This is a genomic window from Faecalibacillus intestinalis (assembly GCF_015097455.1).
GTDB classification, from domain to species: Bacteria; Bacillota_I; Bacilli_A; order Erysipelotrichales; family Coprobacillaceae; genus Faecalibacillus; species Faecalibacillus intestinalis.
The window spans coordinates 2704802-2728607 of record NZ_AP024085.1 but is presented as its reverse complement, the minus strand read 5'-3'; the positions used below and the strand labels follow the sequence as shown (position 1 = coordinate 2728607).

The following is a 23806-nucleotide window of genomic DNA, read 5'->3' as shown; positions in this document are numbered from 1 at the left end:
AGGAGGTGCTGTCATGAAAAGAATTGCTGTTGTGGAAGATGAAGTCTATATGCGGGAAGAACTCTGCGATATGCTCCAAAAGGACGGCTATCTTGTGGAGGCAATTACCGAGTTTGAAGATGCCGCTCGGCTCTTGGCAGCCCTCCGCCCTGACCTTGTGATCTTAGACCTGAACTTGCCGGAGATCAGTGGCTTTCAAATCTGCCAGGAGCTAAAGAATAAAACTGCTATCCCCGTCCTGGTGCTGACTTCCAGAGATCAGGTAAAGGATGAACTGCAAGCGTTCCAGTTGGGTGCCGATGAATATTTGACGAAGCCGTGCAGAAAAGATCGACTTCTTGCCAGGGTATCCAATATTCTCAAAAGGTATGAAGGCCGTACCAATCTCATAGAGGGACCAGATTTCCTGTTAGACCAGCAGACCTACACGCTTTATATTCATAATACCTCTGTGGTGCTTCCAAAAAATCAGGGAAAACTGTTGGTCGCTCTTTTGTCCGGCGGCGATGCTCTGGTCACGACGGAGCAGCTTTGCATGGCACTATGGGGAACCACGGAATACATAGATGAAAATGCCTTGCAGGTTAACCTAACCCGGCTGAAAAAAACGATGTCCGCCCTTGAAATGAAGCAGCGAATCGTTGCAGTTCGAGGAATGGGCTACCGTTTGGAAGCGGAGGTGTCTCTATGAAGCAGCTTTGGCACATGATAGAACGGTACTACCCCTGGCTTCTGTTGCTGCTGGGCGTGGATTGCTTTTGCGCTGTCATTCTTTGGATTTCTGACATTCAGGTATTTCAAACCTTGATCGGGTTAGTAGTTCTGACGAGCATCCTTTTGTTTTCAGCGATTCTGTTTGTACTAAACAAGAGGGAGAACACCCACATGGAACTGTTCCGAGATTTCCTCAGTGATCCTACCATCTGCAATGAAGAACGGCTGCTCAGTGCCATTAGTCAGAAAGAAGGAGAATCTGTCCGATTTTTGGCTTCGGTTTTACGGGAATACAAAAACGAGAGTAACAATATGGCGGATGCCCTACGGGACTATGAAGAATACGTGGAGGGCTGGGCACATGAAGCGAAAACGCCCCTATCGTTGCTGACCATGCTCTTGGATAACCGGAACGATGAAATCTCTCCTTCCCTGCAAGCAAAGCTGGATTATGTCCGCAGTCAGCTTCAGGAGGATGTCACGCAGATGCTGTACTATGCCCGGTTGAAGAGCAGTACAAAGGATTACCGATTTGAGGATGTCAATTTGAATGACTGCTTGGGTGAAGTTCTGGAGGACTATGCCCCACTTCTTGAAGAGAAGCATTTTGTCATTCTCAACAAACTGCAATCTGAAACAGTCTATACAGACCGTAGAGGACTTCAGTTTATGTTGGGACAAATCGTTAGCAATGCCATCAAATATAGCAGCGATAGTCCCATGCTTACAATTTCCGTGATACATTCGGAGACTGCAGATATCCTTTCTGTTGAAGATAACGGCATTGGCGTAAAAAAATATAATCTGCCGTACATTTTTCAAAAGGGCTTTACCGGGGATTCTACTGACAGCAGAAAGAAGGCTACCGGTATGGGACTTTACCTGGTTAAGAAGATGGCCGACGATCTAAATCTTCATCTGGAAGCAGCTTCCCAGTGGGGAAAGAGCTTCAAGATTGTCATCTTCTTTCCTAAATTGAGATCCAACGGAGGGAAATAATATAAACAGAAAAACGCCCGCAGGATTTTCTCCTGCGGGCAGCGTGTTGTCAGCTATCCCAAGGCTTGTATTCTGTTACAGTTTTCAAATAGGTTTCGGGATCGCCGTTCAAGATAAGGTCTGCATACTCCAAAGGAGCGTTGTAGATCAAATAATCCAGCTCTGACCGCTGATACATATTGTCAGCAATCTCGTTCTCAACGACGATAGTGTCAATCGCAATCATACTGCCGTCGCTGAATTTCACTTCCACACAGCAATTATCCATATTGTAGGCACAAGATATTAAGGTTTTCATGGTATGTCCTCCATAATTCGTAATATAAAGCGAAAATCCCGTCTGACTTCCTGTTAGAAATCAGACGGGATTTGTCCGTATGCACCCCGGAAACCGTCAGCTAACAGTTGATAAGTAAATTAGTTCCTTATCACTGTTAAGCCAAGGTATTGTTTCTTTTTTATTTTCAATATTTATATTTTCTTTTTCATCTACTAACATCCATATAGAAACAAAAAACAAATCTACCCACATATCAAGATGTTCAAAAGTCTTACCTACAATAAAAGTAAAAAATGTATATAAAATAGTTTTTAAATACTTTTTTAAATATTCTTTAAATAAGGGAGAATATTTAAAAAGTTTATTAAGATATTTTTGAATAAAAGAAAAATCATTTTTGATTAAATAATGAAATAAAATCATAAAAAATATCCAAAATAAAAATAATAGATAATTCATAATATCACCTCAATATAGAATATGAAAAAAACATGCCTATAAAGGGGTAAAATTACATAAAATAATCATTTTATTATTGCATAAAAGTAAACAATAAGATATAATGGACGAGCATGTAAAGATTATTTTACTGCCTGCTTACTAAAAAGTAAGCCAAAAGACCATAGGAGGTAAAAGAGATGAATAAATATGAAATTATGTTTATTGTAAAACCAGATGTTGAAGAAGAAGCTAGAAATACTTTAATTGAAAACTTCAAATCAATCTTAACTGCTAACGGTGGTTCAGTTGATAATGTCAACGAATGGGGATTACGTGATTTCGCTTATGAAATTAAAGATTACACAAAAGGTTACTATGTTGTAGTAGATGTAACTTGTGCACCAGCTGAAATCGCTGAATTCGAACGTTTATCAAGAATCAACGCTTCAGTATTACGTCACTTAACTCTTCGTAAATAATTAGGAGGCGTTTAACGATGATTAATAGAGTTGTTATGGTTGGTAGAATGACTCGTGATCCAGAACTTAGAAGAACTGGAAACGGGGCTGCAGTTACAAGTTTTACGTTAGCGTTAAATCGTAACTATAATTCTGCAGATGGGCAACAAGCTGATTATATTTCATGCGTTGTATGGAATAAAGTCGCTGAAAATGTTGCACAATATTGTGCAAAAGGATCTTTAGTAGGAGTTGAAGGTAGACTTCGTTCTAGATCTTATGATAATGCTCAAGGACAACGCGTATACGTTACAGAAGTTGTTTGTGACTCTGTTCAATTCTTAGAAACAAGAGCTCAAAGAGAAAGAAACCAAAGTTCTATGAACCAAGGTATGATGAATAATCAATATTCTCAACCTGCTCAACCACAAACAGATAATTTCCAAGATATGCAAACAGTTGAATTAGAAAAAGATTTTGATAATTCATTTAATATCATGGAAGACGATATTCAATTTTAGAAAAGGAGTATAAGAACATGGCTTTTAAAAGACAAAGAATGGGTAGAAGAAAAGTTTGTTATTTTACAAAAAACAAAATTACTTACATCGATTATAAAGATGTTGATTTATTAAAAAGATTTGTTTCAGCTAACGGTAAAATCATTCCTAGACGTGTAACTGGAACTTCTGCTAAATATCAAAGACAATTAGCAGTAGCTATCAAACGTGCTAGACAAATGGGATTATTACCATACGTTGGTGAATAATAACTATTAAAAAACCTTGATAAATTCAAGGTTTTTTTGTTTTTTTAAAATATATTGACATCATTTTGACATCAAAAAATTATTGAAATATAAATAATAGATGGAAACGATGAATAAAATGTATAAGGATCGACAAAAAATAAAGTCCATAGATACTAGAACATCTAGTGTTTATGGACTATTTTTATTAAAATGAAAAAATTGTTTGCAATGTTTTGCAACGAAAAGTATTTCGTTGCAAAATGAGTGGAACGAAAGAAACGATTTTATTTAAATAGGTATTGATATTTTTTATTATTTTTTTCTAAGCAACAGATATAAAATGGAACTAATGCTTCTGGATTACTTATTTCTTTAATAACACGATTTTTTAAGATACCTTCTTCTATTGCTAGGTCGGTTGTAAAGCAAACAAAATCAGAATGATCTAAGAGTTTAAGAAAATCATGACGATTATTTTCTATAATGAAATGTGTATGAGGCATATGTTTTAATACTCTTTCTTTCCAAAAACCAATATTTTTATAAAGTAGCATTGTTTGACCATCAAGATCTTTAAAAGAAAGTTCTTTTTTATTTATTAAAAGATTATTGCTTGGAAGAGAAAAATAGAGTTCTTCACTTTCCCAGTAACAAAATGTCAATAGTTTTTTAATCACTTTTTCTAAAAATGAGCAAAAAAATAGAGCATATAGATTTCTCTATACACTCTACCTTTTCATTTAATAATATTTTTGAGTTCGACAAACTGGAATTTGTAACTCTATTGTTCCAACATAATAGTCTCTTCGTGTGTCCGAACATCCTCTGTGGTCGGATAAACAGAAAAAAATGCAATATTCATAACTATAAGAATAATACATACGGCAATGATTACTGCAAACGCTATTCCTATCGTTTTCCATATTCTCTTACTTTGACGATTTTTGACTGCCATCTGCTCGGCAATATGTGCTAGTTGCTCTGCATAAGCATTCTGTTTTTCTTCAGTTGTTTGCGCATCACTATCTGCCTTTACTCCAAGTAACTGACTTGTTTGAACTTCTAATACATCTGCTAATTTTACAAGTACTTCAGCATCTGGAACCGAATAGTTTTTTTCCCATTTTGAAATAGTCTGTCTTGTCACATGAAGTCTGTTGGCAACCTCTTCCTGTGTATATCCTTTTTTCTGTCGATAAGTTTTTATATTTTCACCAAGCATCTCTAGTTGCTCCTTTCGTTTGATAAAACTAGTATACTGATTAGCCCTCAATACATCAAGCAACGCAAATTAACATTCATGCAACGCCCAATATTACAAGGATTCATCGAGTCCTCTACAAAATCGGAATTTGCACTTCCTCACTCGTCTTCTTTTTTATTGTTTCTACTAATATTCGAGCTTAACGATAAAATTCCAGAGCATAAAAATAATACCCACATTATAATATTTTCTTGATTTATCGCACTATAAATCAAGCATATTATGCTTAATATAATCTGTACAATTGAACAAATCACTCCTATTTTTTGTGTCTTTTTATCCATCATTGTCTTCTCCATAAATTCCGATTGTTCGAGCTTTTCAAATACTAACGTACTTAATTTTGTTCAAAAAGTGATTTATAGTAGTTACCAAAGTCAGCAAGTGAATTAACAATTGGAAGCATTTTTGTTCCGAGTTCCGTTAATCCGTATTCAACTCTCGGTGGCTGCTCATGGTAATCGTGGCGATATGCCAGTCCATCACTCATCATTTGTCTTAAACTATCTGTCAAAACCTTTTGTGAAATACCATCTATACTTCGTTGTAGCTCATTGAATCTCCATGGGCGCTCTTTCAAGTTACGCAAAATCAGCAGTTTCCATTTTCCTCCGATGAGAGATACTGCTGTTGCAACTGGGCATTCCGGTAATTCTTCTTTTGCTCGCATAATTCTCACCTCCGAGTCTATTGTAACACATTCAATTTTGAGTGTGCAGTTACAAAAAGGTGCGTACTTGTTTTTGTATGTGTCTCACACTATACTAATGCCATGTAATTAGAAACTACAAATCAACTATGGAGGTATTATTATGACAAATTACACAAAAACAACTATTGGAAAGGAAAACCGAATTGAGCTGCATGAAAAGTTGTCTTTAACAGGTTCAGAAATCAGTTTAAACGAACTACCTGCAGGAGCAAATGTCCCATTTGTTCATTCTCATAAAGAAAATGAAGAAATCTATGGAATTCTTTCAGGTAACGGCAAAGCAATAATTGATGGAGAAGAAATCAGCCTTTCAACTGGAGACTGGCTAAAAATCGCACCTGCTGCAAAGCGTCAGTTTTTTGCATCCGATATTTCCGGAATTACTTATATCTGCATTCAGGTAAAAGAAAATTCTCTGGAACATTTTACAGCAGAGGACGCCGTAATCGGCTAATTAAAAGTATTTATTTACAAAAATGCACAGCTCTCGATAAGCTAAGAACTGTGCATTTCTTTTTTCTTCAATTTTACAATTTCTCTATTTTTCAAACAAGAACTTTTCGATTTCAAATGGCGATAAATAAATCTCTCCACCATCATCAGTTTAATTTTCATTTAGATTAACGATTTCTTTTTCCTGTATTCTCTGTCCCTCGGATTTCCTCATGATAGAAATAATCTACGATCACCGGATGTCCCTGCGGGACTCTACCATAAGGCATTTCATTATCCACAAATGGGCAATCATACTTCTTAGCCATTTCCTCAGCTTTTACTTCAAGTGCTTCAAAGTAGCTGCGGTTATGCTTGTTATAGATCTCGTCGTAAAGTGGTACAAGATCAGGATATTTTCCGGCGATATAATCCATAATTGTCTTTTTGAAACCGCCTCGAAGATTGAGATTTTCGAGCCAGAACAGATCGCACTGATCCTTTACCCGCTCAAAGATTGCTTCAAAATTCGTGATACCGGGGAATACCGGAGATACGAAACAGACTGTACGGATACCTGCTTCATATACCTGCTTCATAGCAGCGATACGGCGCTCAATGCTAGAAGCAGAGTCCATATCGTTCTTGAAATTTTCATCTAGTGTGTTGATCGACCATGAAACGGTTACTCGTCCAAGCTTCTTCAGCAGATCAATATCTCGTACCACAAGATCCGACTTTGTGCAGATCAGAATATCTGCGTCACTGCCGATCAGCTGCTCCAGAAGTTTTCTGGTATTCCCGAATTGCTCCTCCTGTGGATTGTAGCCATCTGTCACAGAACCGATGACCACCCGCTGTCTGGCATATTTCTTCGGATTCTTAATTTCCGGCCAATGTTTCACATCAAGGAAAGTGCCCCATTCCTCCTTGTGTCCGGTAAAGCGCTTCATAAAAGAAGCATAGCAATACTTGCAGGCGTGTGTACAGCCTACATATGGATTGACCGAGTAACCGCCTACAGGCAGACTGGACTTGGTCATGATGTTCTTTGTTTCCGCCTCATTAATGAGGATTCCATTTATTACTTCTGCCATGATCTCTGTACCTCCAACACTTTATTGAATTCATCCGGCATTTCCTGAATCATATTTTCATTCCCTATGATAGGGGCAAGATCTTCCTTCATAAATACCGGAATGTCAAGCATATGCGCCTGATCTGTCAGAGACCATGCCCACTCCTGCTCCGTATGAACCTTTCTGCTCTGAACTCCAGTCATGGTGCCGACAACGATCCAGTTGATCCCGGAAAGATCAACTGAACCTGGATTGTTGAATAGCGGCTCAAAGGTAACATGATAGTGTTTTGCTCTGACATTTTCCCGTAGTGCGTCAATACGCCACAGTTCTGCTTTTCTCGTCACCGTAACACCAAACCATGCGTTTTCTAAATCTGTATCAAAATCCAGCAGATCTGGTCGCTTTGTAAGGAACAGGAACTGATGCTGTGGATTTTCACGGATTTTTTCAAATACCTCGTCTCTCCATTCTGACTTCCAGCCGGAAAGATCGCTCATGCCGGTAAGAAGAAAGTTCTGCGGACGTTTTTTTTCCATCATCTTGAGCTTACCCGGAAAGAATTCAGGGTTAGCAAAGTCATCAATCATATGCCAGCGTTTCACATTATTGCGGGCATAGCAATATGCACACCCCACTGTACATCCGATGACGATATTCATGTTTTGAATCTGATCTTTGATACAAATACTCATGATTTCTGCCACTCCTCAAGATTCTTTCTGATACGGTCGAGGTATTCCTCAAACTGGGTAATTTCTTCCTTCGAAAAACCTTTGTAGTAAATACTGCCCATTTTATCAGATACAGAATCGTATTCGTCCTTTAAGGCATGTGCTTTTTCAGTCAGAAACAGGAGTGTTTTCCTTTTGTCTGTTTCAGACTGAACGCGTCTTATCAGCCCTCGATTTTCCATTCTTTCCAGCATCGTAGTAAGAGAAGTTATCGCTAATCCACATTTAATCGAGAGTGACCTGATTGAGATTCCATCTTCCTGCCACAGTACATAAAGAATACGCCCCTGGGCTCCGTTAAACGCATCAATATTCTTTTCGCTGAGAATCTTCTCAAAGATTCGATCTCCAAGTTGTTTTATTTTGGTAACAAGAAATCCGCCATTCATTTTCATACAAAAACTCCTATATAGTATTTTATCAAATAATACTATATAGGAGTTTTACTGTCAACAGTTTGTATGTCTAAGTAGAAGTAAATTCCGATTTGTATTTATCCCGTATATGCATCTTCAGCAGTATTTTTGAAATTCTGTTTTTTAAGCCACTGCTTTTCTTCCTCATAACCGGATAATTCTGCTTCCATCTCTGCAATCTCTGCTGACAGTTCTTTCTGCTCTTTAGAATACTGCCCGTCCAGAACTGCATAACGTTCATCCGGCAACTTGCCAAGAATGTTATCTTCATAAATCCGGCAGAGCAGTTTTTCCAGATCCTGTACACGCTTCTGTGCTTCTGACAGCCTGCTTTTCAGCCTTGTAATCTCACTGGACTGCTGTGAGGTCTGTGCCTTTCTCACCGTCTCTATGAACTCTTCCCGGTTCAGCTGGGAATATTCTGCAATCGCTTTTAAAAGCTCCTTGATAAGCTCCATGACCACATCAGCGTTGATTCTGTGCTGTGTCGGGCAGAGTGTTCCAACCGGAATCTTTGAGTATGCTGAACAGGTATACTGTGGAACTCTCTTTCCATTGTTTACCCGGTGAACATACATTTTCGCTCCACAATCCGCACAATACATCAGTCCGGTCAAAGGATGTGCTTCTCTCCATCCATCTGGGTATCTTCTTACATTGCTTCTGATCCTCTGGACGTTATCAAAGGTTTCCTGATCCATGATAGGTTCCTGTGTGTCCTCGAATACTGTTCACCGATCTTCCCCGACATAATGACTTTTCTTATCCTTGAAATGTTTTCTGGTTTTAAAGTTCACCGTATGACCAAGGTACTCTCGTTTCTTCAAAATCCCTACAACAGTGGAGGAACCCCATCCATAAGGATCTTTGATTTCATCCACCCTGCCTTTCCATAACCCTGCATCCTTTTTCGCCATATGCACTGCCGGAATCTCCACCTGTTCCTCTTTCAGAATCCTTGCAATCTGATACGGTCCACGCCCGTCCATGGTCATATGAAAAATTCGCTGTACAATCTTCGCTGCTTCTTCATCAACAATCCAGTGGTCAGGGTTCTCCGGATATTTTAAGTAACCGTATGGTGTTGTGCTGGCTACATGCTTGCCGGATTTTCCCTTTGCCTTAAAGGTTAATTTAATCTTCTTGCTGGTATCCCTTGCATACCATTCATTCATAATATTTCGGAATGGGGTGAAATCATCATCCTTCCGAAAACTATCTACATTCTCATTCATTGCAATCAGACGCACATTCTTCTGTCTAAGCAGTTCCATATATTGCCCAACCTTCAGATAATCCCTTCCCATTCGGCTCATATCTTTAATCAGGATCGTCCCAACTTTCCCGGACTCCACTTCTTTCATCATGGCAAGAAAGCCGGGGCGGTCAAATCTTGTGCCGCAAATTCCATCATCCGTAAAATGAATCAGATTTGTAAAGCCATGTTCCTTTGCATACTGCTCCAGAAGCTTTTTCTGATTGGGACTCTCCGTTTAATTCGTCATCACGACTAAGACGCTCATACAACGCTGTCATGAATCCCTGTGTCTGTGCCATCCTCTGACGCCCCCCTTTCTCTAATTTGGCTCCTGTTCTCACCCCATATCCGTTCCTGTACCGGGTTCTGATGTTTCCGGGACGTATTTCCAGAAAAAATCTGGTATCCCTATGGGCAGGCTATTCTGTTTCCAAGGTTCGTGTAAGAAACCGAAAAAAATTCCTTACACATAACCCATTGCTCAGACGCCTTTTTACAGGATCGCAACATAACTTTTCTCATTTTCCTGGATTTCGTGTCGGTAAAAAAGTTTCTTACACTATACACAGGTGGCAGAGGGTAAAAAGTCGTATTGCTTTGAAATGTTTTTAAAAAAGTACAATTTTGCCCTTTGAGGTAAAAAAATAAGCCTCAAGAGACTTTTTAATCAATTTGGAGCTCCCATTCTCTAAAATTGAGTGATTAAGAAGTCTCTTCAAACTTACTACACCATGAGTGGCAAATAACATTTTCATCGAGAATAATGAGTTGAAACGCCTCATTATATAATCCTTTTATTAAGTCTTCTTCAGATGAACAGACTTTTGATTCATAATGAATATTAGAAAATTCTTGATTAATTAACTGATAAAGATCATTAAGAGGGCGAATTGGAGGGTGTAAAAGAATTATTTAATACTAATTTTTTAGGACCAGTTTGTCTAATTAAAGAAGTTTTATCAGAAATGAGAAAACGAAAATCTAGCGCAATTATCAATATTTCATCATTAGGAGCATTGACATGTAATGGTGGAAGTGGTTATTATTCAGCAAGCAAATCGGCATTAGAAAAGATGAGTATTTCTTTAAGGGATGAAGTAGAACCTTTAGAAATAAAGGTAATGATTGTTGAACCAGGCCCTTTTAGAACAAATTTTAGGGTTTCACATATTCCTAGTGAAGATAGAGGTATAGATGATTATGCGAAAATTAAGGAAGCACGTCAAAGATTAGCTCAAGATCCATTTGGTCAAAAAGGAGATCCTTATAAAGCAGCTCAAGTCATTGTTTCAATAATTGAAAAAGAAGATTATCCTAAAATGATTCTTTTAGGTAAAGGTACAACAAATTTAGTAGTAAAAATTTTATCTGATCAAATTAATGAAATAAAAAATGGAAAGATATAAGTGATCAAACAAACTTTGATGAATAAGATTCAAATGTAATGATTGACATTACAATTTGTGTTTTGTAAGATAAAAACGAAAGGGGAATATGTTATGCAAATTTCAAGTAGATTTACAATAGCTGTTCATATATTTGCGTGTATCGATACCTTTGGAAAAGATCAAAAGATAACAAGTGATTTTCTTTCTACAAGTATTAATGTCAATCCAGTAATCATTAGAAAAATACTTTCTTCTTTAAAGAAAAGTCATTTATTAAATGTTCAAAGAGGAACAGGAGGTACTACGATTGCTAAACCATTAGATCAAATTACGTTATTTGATATTTATCAATCAGTAGAATGTGTAGAAAATGGCGAATTATTCCATTTTCATGAAAATCCCAATAATAATTGTCCAGTAGGAAAGAATATACATAATATCTTAGATAATAAATTAATGAGAGTACAAAAAGTAATGGAAGATGAATTATCTTCCATTACTTTAAAAGATGTTATTGAAGATACAAGATTTTATGTTCAACAGGAAATGAAGTAGTGCAAACTACTTTTTTTTGTAAAAATATGTACTTTTCTTGTTATTTAGTGAATAATAGAGTATATTATAAATAGGAATAATTACTAGATAATGAAAGAAGGAAAAGGCTATGGAACAAAAATTTTATATTTGTAAACATTGTGGAAACATTATTGAAAAAGTTGAAGACAAAGGAGTACCAGTTGTATGTTGTGGTGAAGTGATGCAAGAACTCCAAGCTGGTATTGAAGATGGAGCTGTTGAAAAACATGTACCAGTTTATACAGTAGAAGGTGATCTTGTACATGTTGAAGTAGGAGAAGTTGAACATCCAATGTTTGCAGAACATTGGATTGAATGGATTTCTTTAAAAACAGATCAAGGCATTCAAAGAAAATATTTAAAACCTGGTGAAAAACCAGCGGTTGATTTTAAACTTTGTGATAATGAAACAGTGGAAGAAGTTTATGCATATTGTAATCTACATGGATTATGGAAAGCTTAATATTCGATGTTTGAAAAAATGAACAATAGGTTTTATTGTTCATTTTTTCTATATGCTTGAGGAGTTATGGCTTCGTATTTTTTAAAGGTACGAATAAAAGATTCGGGATTTTTGTAACTGAGTTGTTTAGAAATTTGAGAAATTGATAAAGTTGTATTAAGTAATAATTGTTTACTTTTTTGTAATTTAATGTGTGTTAATAATTCATAATAAGAATAACCAGTCTTTTCTTTTATCCATTTAGAACAATAAGGAATTGAATAATGAAAATGTTGACTTATTTTTTCTAAAGAAATTGTTTTATAATGATCGTTTATATATTGAATGATTTTTAAGTTTTCATTCTTTTCGATATTTGTTGTGATTTCAGTGTTTTCTTGAGTTTTTCTTTGTATGTAAGCAAGCAATAAAGAAAATAAATGGCATAAAATTGTATTCGAATAAGAATCTTGCATGTTATTTTCTTCGTACATTTGTAAAATAATATTTTGTATTTGTATATCTTGCTTACTATGAAAATGAAGATAACTGATTTTATCTTTTGCATAGTAATGACTTAAAAAGAAATCAAAAGTTATATCATGTTCTTTCATGTAATCAGAAAATGTATCTAGAAATGTACTTTTTCTAATTAAAATATTTAATAGGACTGTTTCATCATTAAAAACTTTAATACCGTGTTTTATTTGAGGGGCTAGTAAGAAAAGATGACCAGCTTGTAATTCAACTACTTTATCTTCTATCGTTTGAATGGCATTTCCTTTTAGGATATATATGATTTCAAAATAATCATGATCATGAATAAAAAAAGGAATGTAACGGGGATGTTTTAAAATAATTATATCTTGATTTTTTTCAAAATAATCTTCTTCTAAACTATGGGTTTGAAGAATTTCAGGATTTAGAACAATATTTAAATTATAAGCATCATCTTGATACTTTAGTTTGAAGTCTTGAATGTTTTTAGCTGTTTTTTCTAAATAGTAATATTCTCTAAAGAGTTTTTCATCTAAATCAAATTGTATTAGTTTATTTATCATTTTTATCACCATATCTATTATATATTAAAAATAGTCTATTTAATTGATTAAAATTAATCATTGTGTTTTTGATATAATGCTAGTGAGGTGAAAATATGAATAAAAAAATGATATTAAAAATAGCTATATTGAGTTGTTGCTTAGTAACAGCAAGTCAAAATGCTATAGCTGGAAATATTCCAGCTATAGCATATACTTTTAAAAATGTTGCTTTATCTACGATTGAGCTAATGACAACAATTCCTTCGTTATTTGTAATGCTTGCTATTTTATTAAATGGTTTTTTAGCAAAAAGAATGAATCATAAGACATCACTTTTAATAGGATTGCTTATTTGTGGAATAGGTGGAATTATTCCTTATTTTATTAAAGAAGTATATATCATGCTTATTTCAAGAGCTATTTTTGGTTTTGGGGTAGGAATGATTAATTCTAATTTATTAATTATGATTGTAAGTTTATTTGATGGAAAAGAAAGAAGTCAAATGATTGGACTACAAGGATCAATTGGAGGATTAGGTAGTTTTTTAACGACTTATGTAGCAGGAATGTTACTTGCTTATGGGTGGCATGTTTCTTTTCTGGTATATGTTATTGCATTTTTGATTTTCTTTTTTGTTTTAAAATATGTTCCTAATGCAAAAGATAGCCAAAATTCAAAAGAAGTTCAGCAAGAAGTGAATTATAAAAGAATAATTTTTTATTCAATCTTGTCTTTTATGTCTGTTAATTTTGCAACTTTCTTTGTAATTAAAGGCTCTTCTTTAATTACAATTAATCATTATGGAAGTGTTAGAGATGGCTCAACTGTTATTATGTTGATTTCTATTGGATCACTTCTTGCAGGCGCTATGTATGGCACTATTTATAATAGATTAAAAGATCATTCCCTTATTTTATTCTATATTATTTGTGCAGTATCATTTATTTTAGCAGGATGTATTCATAATTTATGGATTGTTTATATATCAGCATTCTTGCTTGGTTATGGTTATATGGCTTTTGTTCCCTTTTTACAGGAAAAAGTAGCAATCTATGGTAGTGTTGGAACAACAGCACTTTTAATATTACAAAGTTTAGGGTCTTTTATTACACCTTATTATGGTGTGCTTTTAAATCATTTTACCTCTTCGTTAAATAGTCAATTTATTATTACTGGGATTTTATATATTATTCTTATTCTTATTTTTGGTATCTCGAAAAGAGTAATAAAAAAATAAAGGGGGTGTTGTAACGAGTAAGTAGATTTTTAACAACTTTCGAAAGGTTACAGCCTTTCTTTTTATTTTCTTAAAGAAATATCAAAATCATCGTATTCACTTTTTTCAATGTGAACTTGTTTTTTTGATGTACTTAAAAAGAACTACCGCTTTTTTAATTCATTTTATTTTCTTTTGGCTATGATATTTCCTTATATTATGACCTATTGCCACCAGATATATCTCCAATTTTACACCATTTTCTCCTCGACGATACAATCTGTCATATTTTTGGTTAGCTTTTCCAGTCTCCAAATGTTCCTTCTGTTTCATTGTTTCTTTGAAACATCAGCTTTAATTCTTCACCGCTTTTCACATTTCTTCTTGCTTCTTTTTGATATTCTTCCATCTGGAAAATATGTGTTATTTCTCTTCCAAATTTTGATTTTGTATATTTTCCTCTCAGTGAGCATCTTTCACAATGATGATTTATAAATGTTATATTGATACGTTCATATTCACTTCTTGTATCTTTTACTACTTTCTCTACATCGAATTCCTCTCCCACTGGATAGATAATTCTTTCTCCTTGTATCCTTTTCATTTTGTTTTTTTAATCTATTTTTTTTAAGAATTATACCATCCTTGAATCTTTTTTCTTTTATTAAATAATGTTTCCAAATAAATATGTTTCATCTTTTCACCTCACTCCTATGATATCTTTTTTTATTTTGAAGAAAAGATATCATAAGAAGTTTAAAAAGGTATTTATAAAATAATCATTATCATAATTAGGAAATGTAAATTTTATTTACAAAAATAATAATTTTAAGATGTGTTTTCTAAAATGGCATTTTAATTGAATGATGAAATATTGTAAGGAGAAGAGTTCTTTTTTAAACTATAAGTGGATTAAGGAAAGAGGAGAGAAAAATGTTATCAAATTCAAAATTAGGTTTTGGTTTAATGAGATTACCAAAAGATAAAAATGGAACAATTATTCAAGAAAAAGTAAATACTATGGTAGATGCTTTTATGAAATCAGGCTTTACTTATTTTGATACAGCTTATGCTTATGCTGGTAGTGAAAAAGCTATGAAAAAAGCTTTAGTTGAACGCTATCCAAGAGAAGCATATACGATAGCTGATAAGCTACCTGCATGGAAATTAAAAGATGAAAATGATGTTCAAAGAATCTTTGAAGAATCATTGTCGTTAAGTGGTGTTGATTATTTTGATTTTTATTTATTACACAGTATAGAAAAGAAACACTATCTTACCTATGAAAAATATCATTGTTTTGATTTTATTAAAGAAATGAAAAAGCAAGGCAAAATTAAAAAATATTGGTTTTTCTTTTCATGATACACCTGAATTTTTAGATCAAGTACTAACAGAACATCCAGAAGTAGACTTTGTTCAATTACAACTCAATTATTTAGACTGGAATAATGGGGTTATTCAATCTAAAAAAAATTTAGAGATTGCTAGAAAACATCATAAACCAGTTGTGGTCATGGAACCAATTAAAGGTGGAACACTTGCAAGTTTTAGTGAGGATATTGAACAAATCTATAAAAATTATGATTCTTCAAAATCAATTGCCTCATGGGCCTTAAGATTTATAGCATCTAAGGAAGGTGTAATGACGATTTTATCAGGAATGTCAACGCTTGAACAAATGAATGATAATTTAGCAACAATGTCAAACTTTGTGCCCTTAAATAATGAAGAATATAAACTTGTAGATCAAGTAACAAAAACAGTTTTATCTAAACCAACTATTCCATGTACAGGATGTCCTTTAAATATACAAATTCCAGATCTATTTACAGCTTATAACAGTCAAATACTTTATGGTGAAAGTTCACGTTATCAAACATGGTATCAAGATCATACAAGTGATGATCATGCAAAGGCGAATCAATGTCTTAAATGCGGTCAATGTGAAGGTGTTTGTCCACAACATCTTAAAATTATTTCTTTATTAAAAGAAGTATCAAATGTTTTTGATAAATAAGGAAGGAATGAAAATGAAATTTGAAAATAAAGTTGTTGTATTAACTGGTGGTGTAAAAGGAATTGGAAGGTGTATTAAAGAGACGTTTGAAAAACAAGGGGCGCATGTTTGTATAATTGATGTTTTAGATAATGACTATTTTGTAGGGAGTATAGGGAATAAAGAGGATCTAATATGTTTTACAAATAAGGTTATCAAAGACTATGGACATGTAGATTATATTATTAATAATGCTAAGCCTATATTTAAAGGAATTGATAGTTGTAGCTATGAAGAATTCAATGAAGCATTACAAGTAGGAGTTACAGGTCCTTTTATGTTAGTAAAATTATTAAAAGATTATTTAAATGAAGATGCATGTGTCATTAATATCTCATCAACGAGAGATCGTATGTCACAACCACAAAGTGAAAGCTATAGTGCAGCTAAAGGTGCTCTTTCAGCACTAACTCATGCCTTGGCTGTTTCGCTTTCTAAAAAGGCAAGAGTTAATAGTATTTCTCCTGGATGGATCGATACAGAAAATAAAGAATATCAAGGAAGTGATGTTAATCAACATCTTGTAAAAAGAGTGGGTAAAGTTGATGATATTGCTCATTTAGTACTTTTTTTATGTAGTGAAGAAGCTGGATTTATTACAGGTGAAAATATTTGTGTTGATGGTGGAATGACAAAATTAATGATATATCACAACGATTATGGATGGAAATTAGGAGATGAAGATTATGAATAAAAATACAAGAATTAAATTAAATGATGGTTTAACAATGCCAGTAGTGGCGTTAGGTGTGTGGCAAAGTCATGAAGGTACAAAAAATGCAGTTTTGACAGCATTAAAAAATGGTTATCGCCATATCGATACAGCTGCAGTTTATCATAATGAAAAAGCTGTTGGTGAAGCAATCAAAGAAAGTGGTATACCAAGAAATGAAATTTTTGTTACAACAAAATTATGGAATGATGATGTTCGTAGTGGTAACACGAGAGAAGCTTTAAAGAAAAGTTTGGAAAACTTAGGATTAGATTATGTTGATCTTTATTTGATTCATTGGCCAGCTGAAGGTTATGTAGAAGCATATTTAGAAATGGAAAAATTACAAAAAGAAGGATTAACTAGAAGTATAGGAGTTTCTAACTTTAGAAAATCACATCTTCAAAATCTATTATCAAAGGTTCACATTGTTCCTAGTATTAATCAAATAGAAACTAATCCGCAAATGGTTGATGAAGAAACAATTCAATATTGTAAAGAAAATAAAATTGGTGTTGAAGCATGGTCACCACTAGGAAGTGGAGCTTGTTTAAACAATCCAAAAATTCAAGAAATTGCTAATAAATATCAAAAATCATCGGCACAAATTATTTTAAGATGGTTATTACAAAAAGGTATTGTTATATTACCTAAATCAGTTCATGAAAATAGAATTAAAGAAAATATAGATCTCTTTAATTTTGTACTAGAAAATGAAGATGTTGAATTAATTAATCAATTAAATCAACATAAAAGAACAGGACCTGATCCAGATAATTTTGATTTTTAGGAGACAATCATAAAAAAATACGAAGGTAGTTATTTTTTGATGTATATGTTTTATTATTTATCTATGGCTTTGTTTTTTCTGGACTTATTTCAGTATATTTAATGGATAAAGATAAAGCAAGTGAAGTAAGTTTTGTTGTATCATGTTCTTATATTTTATCTATGATACCCAACCATTTATTGGTGATTTATGTGATCGATATGATAAAAAGAAAGTAAATATGATTTTATTAGTTATTTCATCTATTTTTGGTTTTAGTTTTATTTTGGTTCATAATATTTATTTGATTGCTATTGTTTATAGTGTTGTTTTAGCTCTTTTAAATGGTATTAATCCAATTATTGAAAGAATGGTAACTGTATCAAAACATAAGTATGGTTTTATTCTTTGTTGTTAGTATTCTTATATGTGTTTTAGGAGTATTTGGTACAAAAGATGTAAAAACAATAGAAAAACAAGCAAAATGAGAAAAGAAGGATTACTTGGAATGATAGGAAAAAGTACAGCAACTAGATATATAAAGAAATAATTTTTTATTCACAATGGAACGCAATTGTTCATAAGTAAAGTAAGTATTAATCTTTAGTATATATTTTTTTACTTGGATTTTGATTATCATCAATAAGATGATTCAGAATCCTTTTTTCTTTTTCGATTTTATGATTCAAAAATTGGAGACGTTGTTTTGCCGCTTCAAGTTCTTCTTCAGCTTTTTCTTTTTGTTTTATTAAAATATCAAGACGCTCTTGAATTGCTTGATTGCCTTCTTTTTTACATAATTCATGAAAAAGTTTGATATCTTGAATAGACATTCCAAGTTCTCTTAGATATTTAGTTCCTTTAAGCCAATCGAGTGCTTGCTCATCAAATAAACGATGATTATTTTTATCTCTTTTTACTTCTACAATACCGATATCTGTATAATAGCGGATAGTATGTTCAGTTAAATTTAATATTTGACATGCTTGTTTTAATGTATACATTGTTTTCTCCTTGACATCGAGTTACACGAGGGTATTACAATTCTATTGTAGTAAAAAAAAAATAGATGTAAAGGAGAATTATATGGATTATATTACATTAAATAATGGTTTAAAAATGCCATTATTAGGCTTTGGAACAATGAATATTTTTGATGAAGAGGAGTGTACAAAAATATTAAAAGAAGCTTATGAAGAAGGTTATCGTTTGTTTGATTGTGCTCAAATATATGGAAATGAACAAATTGTAGGCAGTGCTTTAAGAAAAGCTGGAATTCCAAGAGATGAACTCTTTTTAACGACAAAAGTATGGTTTACAAACTTTGAAGGAGAAGAAGTTAGAAAGTCTTTATTAGAATCAATGAGAAAACTACAAACAGATTATTTTGATCTTGTTTTTATTCATTGGCCTTATGGGAATACATATCATGCTTATCGTGAACTTGAAAAGATGTATGAAGAAGGATTCATTAAAAGTATTGGTATATCTAATTATCAAGAGAGTCAATATCTTGATTTAGTTCATTTTAATAAAATTATTCCGGTTGTTAATCAAATAAAGGTTACTTTAAGATGTCAAAGAAAACAAATGTTAGAAGTTATGAATGAAAAAGGAACAGTCTTACAAGGATATCAAGTCTTTGGTAAAGAAGAAACTTTGCCTATTTATGAAGATGATAAAGTAAAAAGTATAGCATTAAAGTATAATAAAACAACAAGACAAATTGCGATGAAATATCTTGTACAAAATAGAATAAGTGTTATTACACGTCCGATGGAAAAACAATATATGAAAGATAATTTAAATTTATTTGACTTTCAATTAAATGAAGAAGAAATGTCATATTTATCATCATTCGACTTATTAGAGTATAATACAAAACCTTCACAAGATTATCAAAGAACAAAAAGTATGTTAGAAAATATGTAAAAGTATTTTCTAATAATGAACATACAACAATAATTATTTATCTTATGATATAGTATAAATACAAATTGAAGGAGGAAATATTAATGAGTTTGCCAAAAAATTTCTTATGGGGTGGAGCAACAGCTGCTAACCAATATGAAGGTGGATGGAACGAAGGAGGACGTGGTAAATCGAGTGATGATGTTATCACTAATGGAACACATACAGAACCTCGTTGTATTACTTTTGTTAATAAATCCGGTGAAAAAGTAAAAGCACCTATGTTTGTTGGGGCTGATTATCAAGATGTTGATCATTTTGAATGTTTTGATGATTGTTTATATCCTAACCATGAAGCTACTGATTTTTATCATCATTATAAAGAAGATATTGCTTTAATGGCAGAAATGGGATTTAAATGTTTTAGATTATCTATTGCCTGGTCTAGAATTTTCGCTAATGGAGGTATGGAAGGTGAACAACCATTAGAAGAGGGATTAAAATTTTATGATAATGTTTTTGATGAATGTTTAAAATATGGTATTGAACCATTAGTAACTTTATCACATTATGAAACACCACTCGCTTTAACTGAAGCTTGGAATTCATGGGCTGATAGAAGAACAATTGATTGTTATGTAAGATACTGTGAAGTTGTTTTTAATAGATATAAAGATAAAGTTAAATATTGGCTTACATTTAATGAAATCAACTGTATAGAAATGTCACCATGGATGGAAGGTGGTGTGCTTACAAAAGATAAACAAACAATGATCAATATGGCACACTATCAATTTGTCGCAAGTGCTAAAGTTGTTAAATTAGGACATCAAATCAATACTGATTTTAAAATTGGATGTATGTTAGCTTATGCTTTAACTTATCCAATGACATGTAATCCAGAAGATACATTAGCTGCATGGAAAAATACACATAATAATATTTTCTATACAGATGTACAATGTAGAGGATACTATCCATCTTATCGTTTAAAAGAATTTGAAAGAGAAGGAATTACTCTTCCAATTGAAGATGGTGATTTAGAAATCATTAAAGAAGGAACAGTTGATTTCTTATCATTCTCTTATTATATGTCACAAGTTGCAGCATATAATCCTGAACAATATCAAGGAGCAGGTGGAGGAAACTTATCACTTGGATTAAAGAATCCTTATTTAAGTGCTTCTGATTGGGGATGGCAAATTGATCCAACAGGACTTAGAAATGCATTAAATAGATTATATGATCGTTATCAAATGCCATTATTTGTTGTAGAAAACGGTTTAGGTGCTTTTGATAAAATCGAACAAGATGGTTCAATTCATGACACATATAGAATCAATTACTTAAGAGATCATATTAAAGCTATGGATGCAGCTGTCAATGAAGATGGTGTAGAATTAATGGGATACACTATGTGGGGATGTATTGATCTAGTTTCAGCATCTACAGGTGAAACAGCAAAACGTTATGGATTTGTCCATGTTGATAAATACGATGATGGTACTGGAGATTTATCAAGAAGAAGAAAAGATTCATTCTATTGGTATAAAAAAGTAATCGAATCTCATGGAAATGATTTAGATTAGGAAATAATGGATATGATAATTTTTAAAAAGTGAAATCTTAAAAATATCATATCTTTTTTTATTTTAAAGGTAAATAAAGATAATAAATATTTAGTTATTTGTTTATTGTGATATAATCAAAGAAGAGGTGATTATATTGAAAAAAGTAACAGTAGCTGCAATTGCAAAAGAAGCAGGAGTTTCTCCTGGAACAGTAAGCAATGCACTTAATAATAGAAAAGGATCTATTAGTAAAGAAAAAAGAGATCATATTATAGAAGTGGCAGAAAAATTAGGATATTTTAAAACTGGAAAAAGGACAGGTATTTTGACACTTGTTATTTATAGTAAAAAAGAGCGAGTTGTTGGTGACACACCTTTTTTTTCTGAATTGATTAGAGGTTTAGAAAATGAGGCAACGAAACAAGATTATAGATTAAATATTATATATATAGATAGTGATCAGATAGGAGAAATACAACAACTTGATGATGTTTCAAAAAGTGACGGATTAATTCTTTTAGGAACAGAAATGCAGTTAGAAGATGTTGAAAGATTTGAAAATTTTAGAATACCATATATTATTATCGATAATGCTTATACAAATCAAAAATGTGATTTTTTATCTATTAATAATAGAGATGGGATGTATGAAATAACAAATTATTTAGTTAAAAAAGGGTATAAAAGAATTGGATTGATTAATTCTATTAATCAAATAAATAACTTTAAAGAAAGAAAAATGGGTTATTTACAAGCTATGATGGATAATGGATTAAATGTAGTTCCAGAATTAGAAGCCTTTGTTCAACCAACGATAGATGATAGTTATAGAGATTTTAAGGACTACTTAGTAGAACTTATAAATGGAGAAGATGAGATGCCAGATGCCTTCGCTGCAGTTAATGATTATATTGCATTGGGGGCTATAAGAGCTATGCAAGAGCTTAATGTCAATGTCCCAATAACAGGATTTGATGATATTTCATTTGCAAGTTATTCAACACCATCATTAACAACTGTCAGAGTAAATAAAAGATATCTAGGGGAAGTTGCAGTAAAAAGATTGATAGAGAAATTTTCTGAAAATGAAAATACATTAAAAATAATGGTAAGTACTGAAATAATAGAACGTGATAGCACTAAATAAATAAGTAAAATATTTAGTTAAAACTTAAATAAAAATTTAGTTTGAGTATTGACCGATGAAACCACTTTCATTATACTTTTGGTTGTAGAGAGTTGCAACACTACTAGAATATGTATGAGATGGAAGGAAAAATAAAATGGATAACAAATATGTTAATAAAGCTTTGGAACTATCATCTAAGGTTGCATCAAATGTTTATCTAGATGCTATTTCTAAAGGATTGATGGGGACATTACCTATCTTGATTATTGGTTCAATTGGATGTCTTTTAGGGGTATTCCCATTTGATCCTTATTTACAATTTATTGAAAAAATAGGAGTTAAAACTTATTTCTTAGCTGCATCAACAGTAACAACAAGCTGTTTATCAATTTATGCAGCATTCTTAATTGGATATCGTTTAGCTGGAAGTTTTAAATGTGATCAAATTCCAGCAGGATTAATTTCAGTTTTTGCATTTTTTATTACTACACCACTAACAAAAGATAGTGGATTGATGATGGAATTTATGGGTGCTAAAGGTTTATTCGGTGCAATGATTGCTGCATTGATAGCTACAAGAATCTATTGTGCATTTATGAATGTTGATAAATTAAAAATTAAAATGCCAGATGGTGTACCACCAATGATTGCTAATACATTTACAGCATTAATTCCAGCAATCTTAGTAGGATTAATTTTCATTGCTGTGGCTACAATATTCTCATTTACTCCTTATGGTTCATTTACACAGTTAGTTTATACAGTTATTGTGACACCTTTAAATTCTTTAGGTGGAAGTGTATGGTCTTTAGTGGTTTTAATTTTAGTACAAATGCTTTTATGGTTCTTTGGAATTCATGGATCAAATGTTATTAGTGGTGTAATTACTGCTGTATATTTACCTATGGCAACAGCTAACTTAGAAGCATATGCTGCTGGTAAAGCTTTACCAAATATTTTATGTAATACATTCTATGATACTTTTAGTGGAATTGGTGGTGCAGGAGGTACTTTATCATTATGTATCGTTATCTTATTATTTGCTAAATCAAAACAAAATAAGACAATGGGGAAATTAGGTATTATTCCTGGGTTATTCACAATTAATGAACCAGTTGTATTTGGTTATCCTTTAATTATGAACCCATTAATGGCAATACCATTTATTCTAACACCAATTGTACAAACATTAGTTGCTTATTTCAGTATGTACATAGGTTTAGTACCAAGATTTACAGGTGTACAAGTACCATGGTGTATGCCAATTATCTTAAAACCATTACTTGCTGGGGGTTGGCAAGCTGCAATTTTACAAGTTGTATGTATTTTCATTGGATGTTTAATTTGGTATCCATTCTTTAAAGTTTCTGATAAACAAAGATATGAACAAGAACAAAGTTTAGAAGCTACCGTAGAATAGCATTTACAACAGAAAATAAATAGGAGGAAAA

Annotated in this window: 33 protein-coding genes; 19 read left to right on the top strand and 14 right to left on the bottom strand. The window is 32.7% G+C overall.

Annotated elements, in window-relative coordinates:
- Positions 1–13: 13 nt before the first annotated feature.
- Positions 14–691 (top strand): response regulator transcription factor, encoded by a 678-nt coding sequence (locus Fi14EGH31_RS14500; protein WP_055228678.1) that lies wholly within the window; start codon positions 14–16, stop codon positions 689–691.
- Positions 688–1713, top strand: a complete 1026-nt coding sequence (locus Fi14EGH31_RS14495; RefSeq protein WP_055228679.1) for a sensor histidine kinase — start codon at positions 688–690, stop codon at positions 1711–1713. Before Fi14EGH31_RS14500 ends, Fi14EGH31_RS14495 begins: the two co-directional genes overlap by 4 nt.
- 49 nt (positions 1714–1762) lie before the next feature.
- Here Fi14EGH31_RS14495 and Fi14EGH31_RS14490 read toward each other — a convergent pair whose 3' ends face one another.
- Complete coding sequence (locus tag Fi14EGH31_RS14490; protein ID WP_033121501.1) at positions 1763–2011, bottom strand: DUF6061 family protein; 249 nt, start codon at positions 2009–2011, stop codon at positions 1763–1765.
- Between the two features lie 96 nt (positions 2012–2107).
- Positions 2108–2452, bottom strand: a complete 345-nt coding sequence (locus Fi14EGH31_RS14485; RefSeq protein WP_117864231.1) for a hypothetical protein — start codon at positions 2450–2452, stop codon at positions 2108–2110.
- A 179-nt stretch (positions 2453–2631) separates the two neighbouring features.
- Between Fi14EGH31_RS14485 and rpsF the strand changes: the two genes are divergently transcribed.
- From rpsF to rpsR, 3 genes are read left to right on the top strand one after another with little or no spacing between them, the layout of a single operon-like run.
- Positions 2632–2913 carry a 30S ribosomal protein S6 gene (gene rpsF, locus Fi14EGH31_RS14480; protein WP_022001178.1) on the top strand — a complete coding sequence of 94 codons (282 nt, stop codon included), beginning with the start codon at positions 2632–2634 and terminating at the stop codon, positions 2911–2913.
- 17 nt (positions 2914–2930) lie between these two features.
- Positions 2931–3413: a single-stranded DNA-binding protein gene (ssb, locus tag Fi14EGH31_RS14475; protein WP_022001179.1), complete on the top strand. Its 483-nt coding sequence runs from the start codon at positions 2931–2933 to the stop codon at positions 3411–3413.
- A 17-nt stretch (positions 3414–3430) separates the two neighbouring features.
- Positions 3431–3661 carry a 30S ribosomal protein S18 gene (gene rpsR / locus Fi14EGH31_RS14470; protein WP_022001180.1) on the top strand — a complete coding sequence of 77 codons (231 nt, stop codon included), beginning with the start codon at positions 3431–3433 and terminating at the stop codon, positions 3659–3661.
- A gap of 266 nt (positions 3662–3927) precedes the next feature.
- On the opposite strand, the gene Fi14EGH31_RS14465 is transcribed toward rpsR, so the two are convergent.
- From Fi14EGH31_RS14465 to Fi14EGH31_RS14455, 3 genes are all read right to left on the bottom strand, one after another.
- A complete protein-coding gene (locus Fi14EGH31_RS14465; protein WP_146137612.1) occupies positions 3928–4320 on the bottom strand; it encodes a hypothetical protein in 393 nt (130 codons plus the stop codon).
- 104 nt (positions 4321–4424) lie between these two features.
- The gene (locus Fi14EGH31_RS14460; protein WP_117575410.1) at positions 4425–4865 is read right to left on the bottom strand and encodes a helix-turn-helix domain-containing protein; all 441 of its coding nucleotides are present in this window, start codon (positions 4863–4865) and stop codon (positions 4425–4427) included.
- Between the two features lie 379 nt (positions 4866–5244).
- Positions 5245–5577 carry a winged helix-turn-helix transcriptional regulator gene (locus Fi14EGH31_RS14455; protein ID WP_107029150.1) on the bottom strand — a complete coding sequence of 111 codons (333 nt, stop codon included), beginning with the start codon at positions 5575–5577 and terminating at the stop codon, positions 5245–5247.
- Positions 5578–5719: 142 nt separating this feature from the next.
- On the opposite strand from Fi14EGH31_RS14455, the gene Fi14EGH31_RS14450 reads away from it, so the two are divergent.
- Entirely contained in the window at positions 5720–6073 is a 354-nt protein-coding gene (locus Fi14EGH31_RS14450) for a cupin domain-containing protein (protein WP_107029149.1), read from the top strand.
- A 166-nt stretch (positions 6074–6239) separates the two neighbouring features.
- Here Fi14EGH31_RS14450 and Fi14EGH31_RS14445 read toward each other — a convergent pair whose 3' ends face one another.
- From Fi14EGH31_RS14445 to Fi14EGH31_RS15800, 5 genes are all read right to left on the bottom strand, one after another.
- Entirely contained in the window at positions 6240–7148 is a 909-nt protein-coding gene (locus Fi14EGH31_RS14445) for a radical SAM mobile pair protein B (RefSeq protein WP_107029148.1), read from the bottom strand.
- Entirely contained in the window at positions 7136–7825 is a 690-nt protein-coding gene (locus Fi14EGH31_RS14440; RefSeq protein ID WP_107029147.1) for a radical SAM mobile pair protein A, read from the bottom strand. Before Fi14EGH31_RS14440 ends, Fi14EGH31_RS14445 begins: the two co-directional genes overlap by 13 nt.
- Positions 7822–8259: a radical SAM mobile pair system MarR family transcriptional regulator gene (locus Fi14EGH31_RS14435; protein ID WP_107029146.1), complete on the bottom strand. Its 438-nt coding sequence runs from the start codon at positions 8257–8259 to the stop codon at positions 7822–7824. The genes Fi14EGH31_RS14440 and Fi14EGH31_RS14435 overlap by 4 nt, the downstream gene beginning before the upstream one ends.
- Before the next feature lie 98 nt (positions 8260–8357).
- A complete protein-coding gene (locus Fi14EGH31_RS15805) occupies positions 8358–8981 on the bottom strand; it encodes a zinc ribbon domain-containing protein (RefSeq protein WP_442345806.1) in 624 nt (207 codons plus the stop codon).
- A 30-nt stretch (positions 8982–9011) separates the two neighbouring features.
- Positions 9012–9707 carry a recombinase family protein gene (locus tag Fi14EGH31_RS15800; protein WP_455550745.1) on the bottom strand — a complete coding sequence of 232 codons (696 nt, stop codon included), beginning with the start codon at positions 9705–9707 and terminating at the stop codon, positions 9012–9014.
- A 721-nt stretch (positions 9708–10428) separates the two neighbouring features.
- Here Fi14EGH31_RS15800 and Fi14EGH31_RS14425 point away from each other — a divergent pair.
- From Fi14EGH31_RS14425 to Fi14EGH31_RS14415, 3 genes are all read left to right on the top strand, one after another.
- On the top strand, positions 10429–10944 hold the full coding sequence (locus Fi14EGH31_RS14425) for an SDR family NAD(P)-dependent oxidoreductase (RefSeq protein ID WP_117480480.1): 516 nt from the start codon (positions 10429–10431) through the stop codon (positions 10942–10944).
- A 93-nt stretch (positions 10945–11037) separates the two neighbouring features.
- Positions 11038–11481, top strand: coding sequence for an Rrf2 family transcriptional regulator (locus tag Fi14EGH31_RS14420; protein ID WP_117864233.1), 444 nt, complete (start codon positions 11038–11040; stop codon positions 11479–11481).
- A gap of 109 nt (positions 11482–11590) precedes the next feature.
- Complete coding sequence (locus tag Fi14EGH31_RS14415) at positions 11591–11965, top strand: desulfoferrodoxin family protein (protein ID WP_107029143.1); 375 nt, start codon at positions 11591–11593, stop codon at positions 11963–11965.
- Positions 11966–11997: 32 nt separating this feature from the next.
- On the opposite strand, the gene Fi14EGH31_RS14410 is transcribed toward Fi14EGH31_RS14415, so the two are convergent.
- A complete protein-coding gene (locus Fi14EGH31_RS14410) occupies positions 11998–13005 on the bottom strand; it encodes an AraC family transcriptional regulator (protein ID WP_234697804.1) in 1008 nt (335 codons plus the stop codon).
- 95 nt (positions 13006–13100) lie between these two features.
- Here Fi14EGH31_RS14410 and Fi14EGH31_RS14405 point away from each other — a divergent pair, with 95 nt between their 5' ends.
- Positions 13101–14225: an MFS transporter gene (locus Fi14EGH31_RS14405; protein ID WP_117828363.1), complete on the top strand. Its 1125-nt coding sequence runs from the start codon at positions 13101–13103 to the stop codon at positions 14223–14225.
- Positions 14226–14384: 159 nt separating this feature from the next.
- Here the strand turns inward: Fi14EGH31_RS14405 and Fi14EGH31_RS15770 are convergent, their stop codons facing one another.
- On the bottom strand, positions 14385–14537 hold the full coding sequence (locus Fi14EGH31_RS15770; protein ID WP_107029141.1) for a transposase: 153 nt from the start codon (positions 14535–14537) through the stop codon (positions 14385–14387).
- Complete coding sequence (locus Fi14EGH31_RS14400; protein WP_200764971.1) at positions 14500–14808, bottom strand: transposase; 309 nt, start codon at positions 14806–14808, stop codon at positions 14500–14502. Before Fi14EGH31_RS14400 ends, Fi14EGH31_RS15770 begins: the two co-directional genes overlap by 38 nt.
- 329 nt (positions 14809–15137) lie before the next feature.
- Between Fi14EGH31_RS14400 and Fi14EGH31_RS15475 the strand changes: the two genes are divergently transcribed.
- The 5 genes from Fi14EGH31_RS15475 (at position 15138) to Fi14EGH31_RS14380 (ending at position 18162) form a co-directional block, all read left to right on the top strand.
- A complete protein-coding gene (locus Fi14EGH31_RS15475) occupies positions 15138–15569 on the top strand; it encodes an aldo/keto reductase (protein ID WP_234697803.1) in 432 nt (143 codons plus the stop codon).
- Positions 15550–16224: an aldo/keto reductase gene (locus Fi14EGH31_RS15470; RefSeq protein WP_234697869.1), complete on the top strand. Its 675-nt coding sequence runs from the start codon at positions 15550–15552 to the stop codon at positions 16222–16224. The genes Fi14EGH31_RS15475 and Fi14EGH31_RS15470 overlap by 20 nt, the downstream gene beginning before the upstream one ends.
- 13 nt (positions 16225–16237) lie before the next feature.
- Entirely contained in the window at positions 16238–16957 is a 720-nt protein-coding gene (locus tag Fi14EGH31_RS14390) for an SDR family oxidoreductase (RefSeq protein WP_117575470.1), read from the top strand.
- Complete coding sequence (locus Fi14EGH31_RS14385) at positions 16950–17765, top strand: aldo/keto reductase (RefSeq protein ID WP_107029137.1); 816 nt, start codon at positions 16950–16952, stop codon at positions 17763–17765. The genes Fi14EGH31_RS14390 and Fi14EGH31_RS14385 overlap by 8 nt, the downstream gene beginning before the upstream one ends.
- A gap of 142 nt (positions 17766–17907) precedes the next feature.
- Entirely contained in the window at positions 17908–18162 is a 255-nt protein-coding gene (locus Fi14EGH31_RS14380; RefSeq protein WP_117575420.1) for a hypothetical protein, read from the top strand.
- Between the two features lie 178 nt (positions 18163–18340).
- On the opposite strand, the gene Fi14EGH31_RS14375 is transcribed toward Fi14EGH31_RS14380, so the two are convergent.
- The gene (locus Fi14EGH31_RS14375) at positions 18341–18748 is read right to left on the bottom strand and encodes a MerR family transcriptional regulator (RefSeq protein WP_117787975.1); all 408 of its coding nucleotides are present in this window, start codon (positions 18746–18748) and stop codon (positions 18341–18343) included.
- An 82-nt stretch (positions 18749–18830) separates the two neighbouring features.
- Between Fi14EGH31_RS14375 and Fi14EGH31_RS14370 the strand changes: the two genes are divergently transcribed.
- The 4 genes from Fi14EGH31_RS14370 to Fi14EGH31_RS14355 all read left to right on the top strand — a co-directional run bounded on the left by Fi14EGH31_RS14370 (position 18831) and on the right by Fi14EGH31_RS14355 (position 23775).
- Entirely contained in the window at positions 18831–19676 is an 846-nt protein-coding gene (locus Fi14EGH31_RS14370; RefSeq protein ID WP_117787977.1) for an aldo/keto reductase, read from the top strand.
- Between the two features lie 83 nt (positions 19677–19759).
- Entirely contained in the window at positions 19760–21244 is a 1485-nt protein-coding gene (locus Fi14EGH31_RS14365) for a glycoside hydrolase family 1 protein (RefSeq protein WP_118347080.1), read from the top strand.
- Positions 21245–21380: 136 nt separating this feature from the next.
- On the top strand, positions 21381–22373 hold the full coding sequence (locus Fi14EGH31_RS14360; protein WP_022002467.1) for a LacI family DNA-binding transcriptional regulator: 993 nt from the start codon (positions 21381–21383) through the stop codon (positions 22371–22373).
- A gap of 136 nt (positions 22374–22509) precedes the next feature.
- The gene (locus tag Fi14EGH31_RS14355; RefSeq protein WP_022002468.1) at positions 22510–23775 is read left to right on the top strand and encodes a PTS sugar transporter subunit IIC; all 1266 of its coding nucleotides are present in this window, start codon (positions 22510–22512) and stop codon (positions 23773–23775) included.
- The last annotated feature ends 31 nt before the right edge of the window (positions 23776–23806 follow it).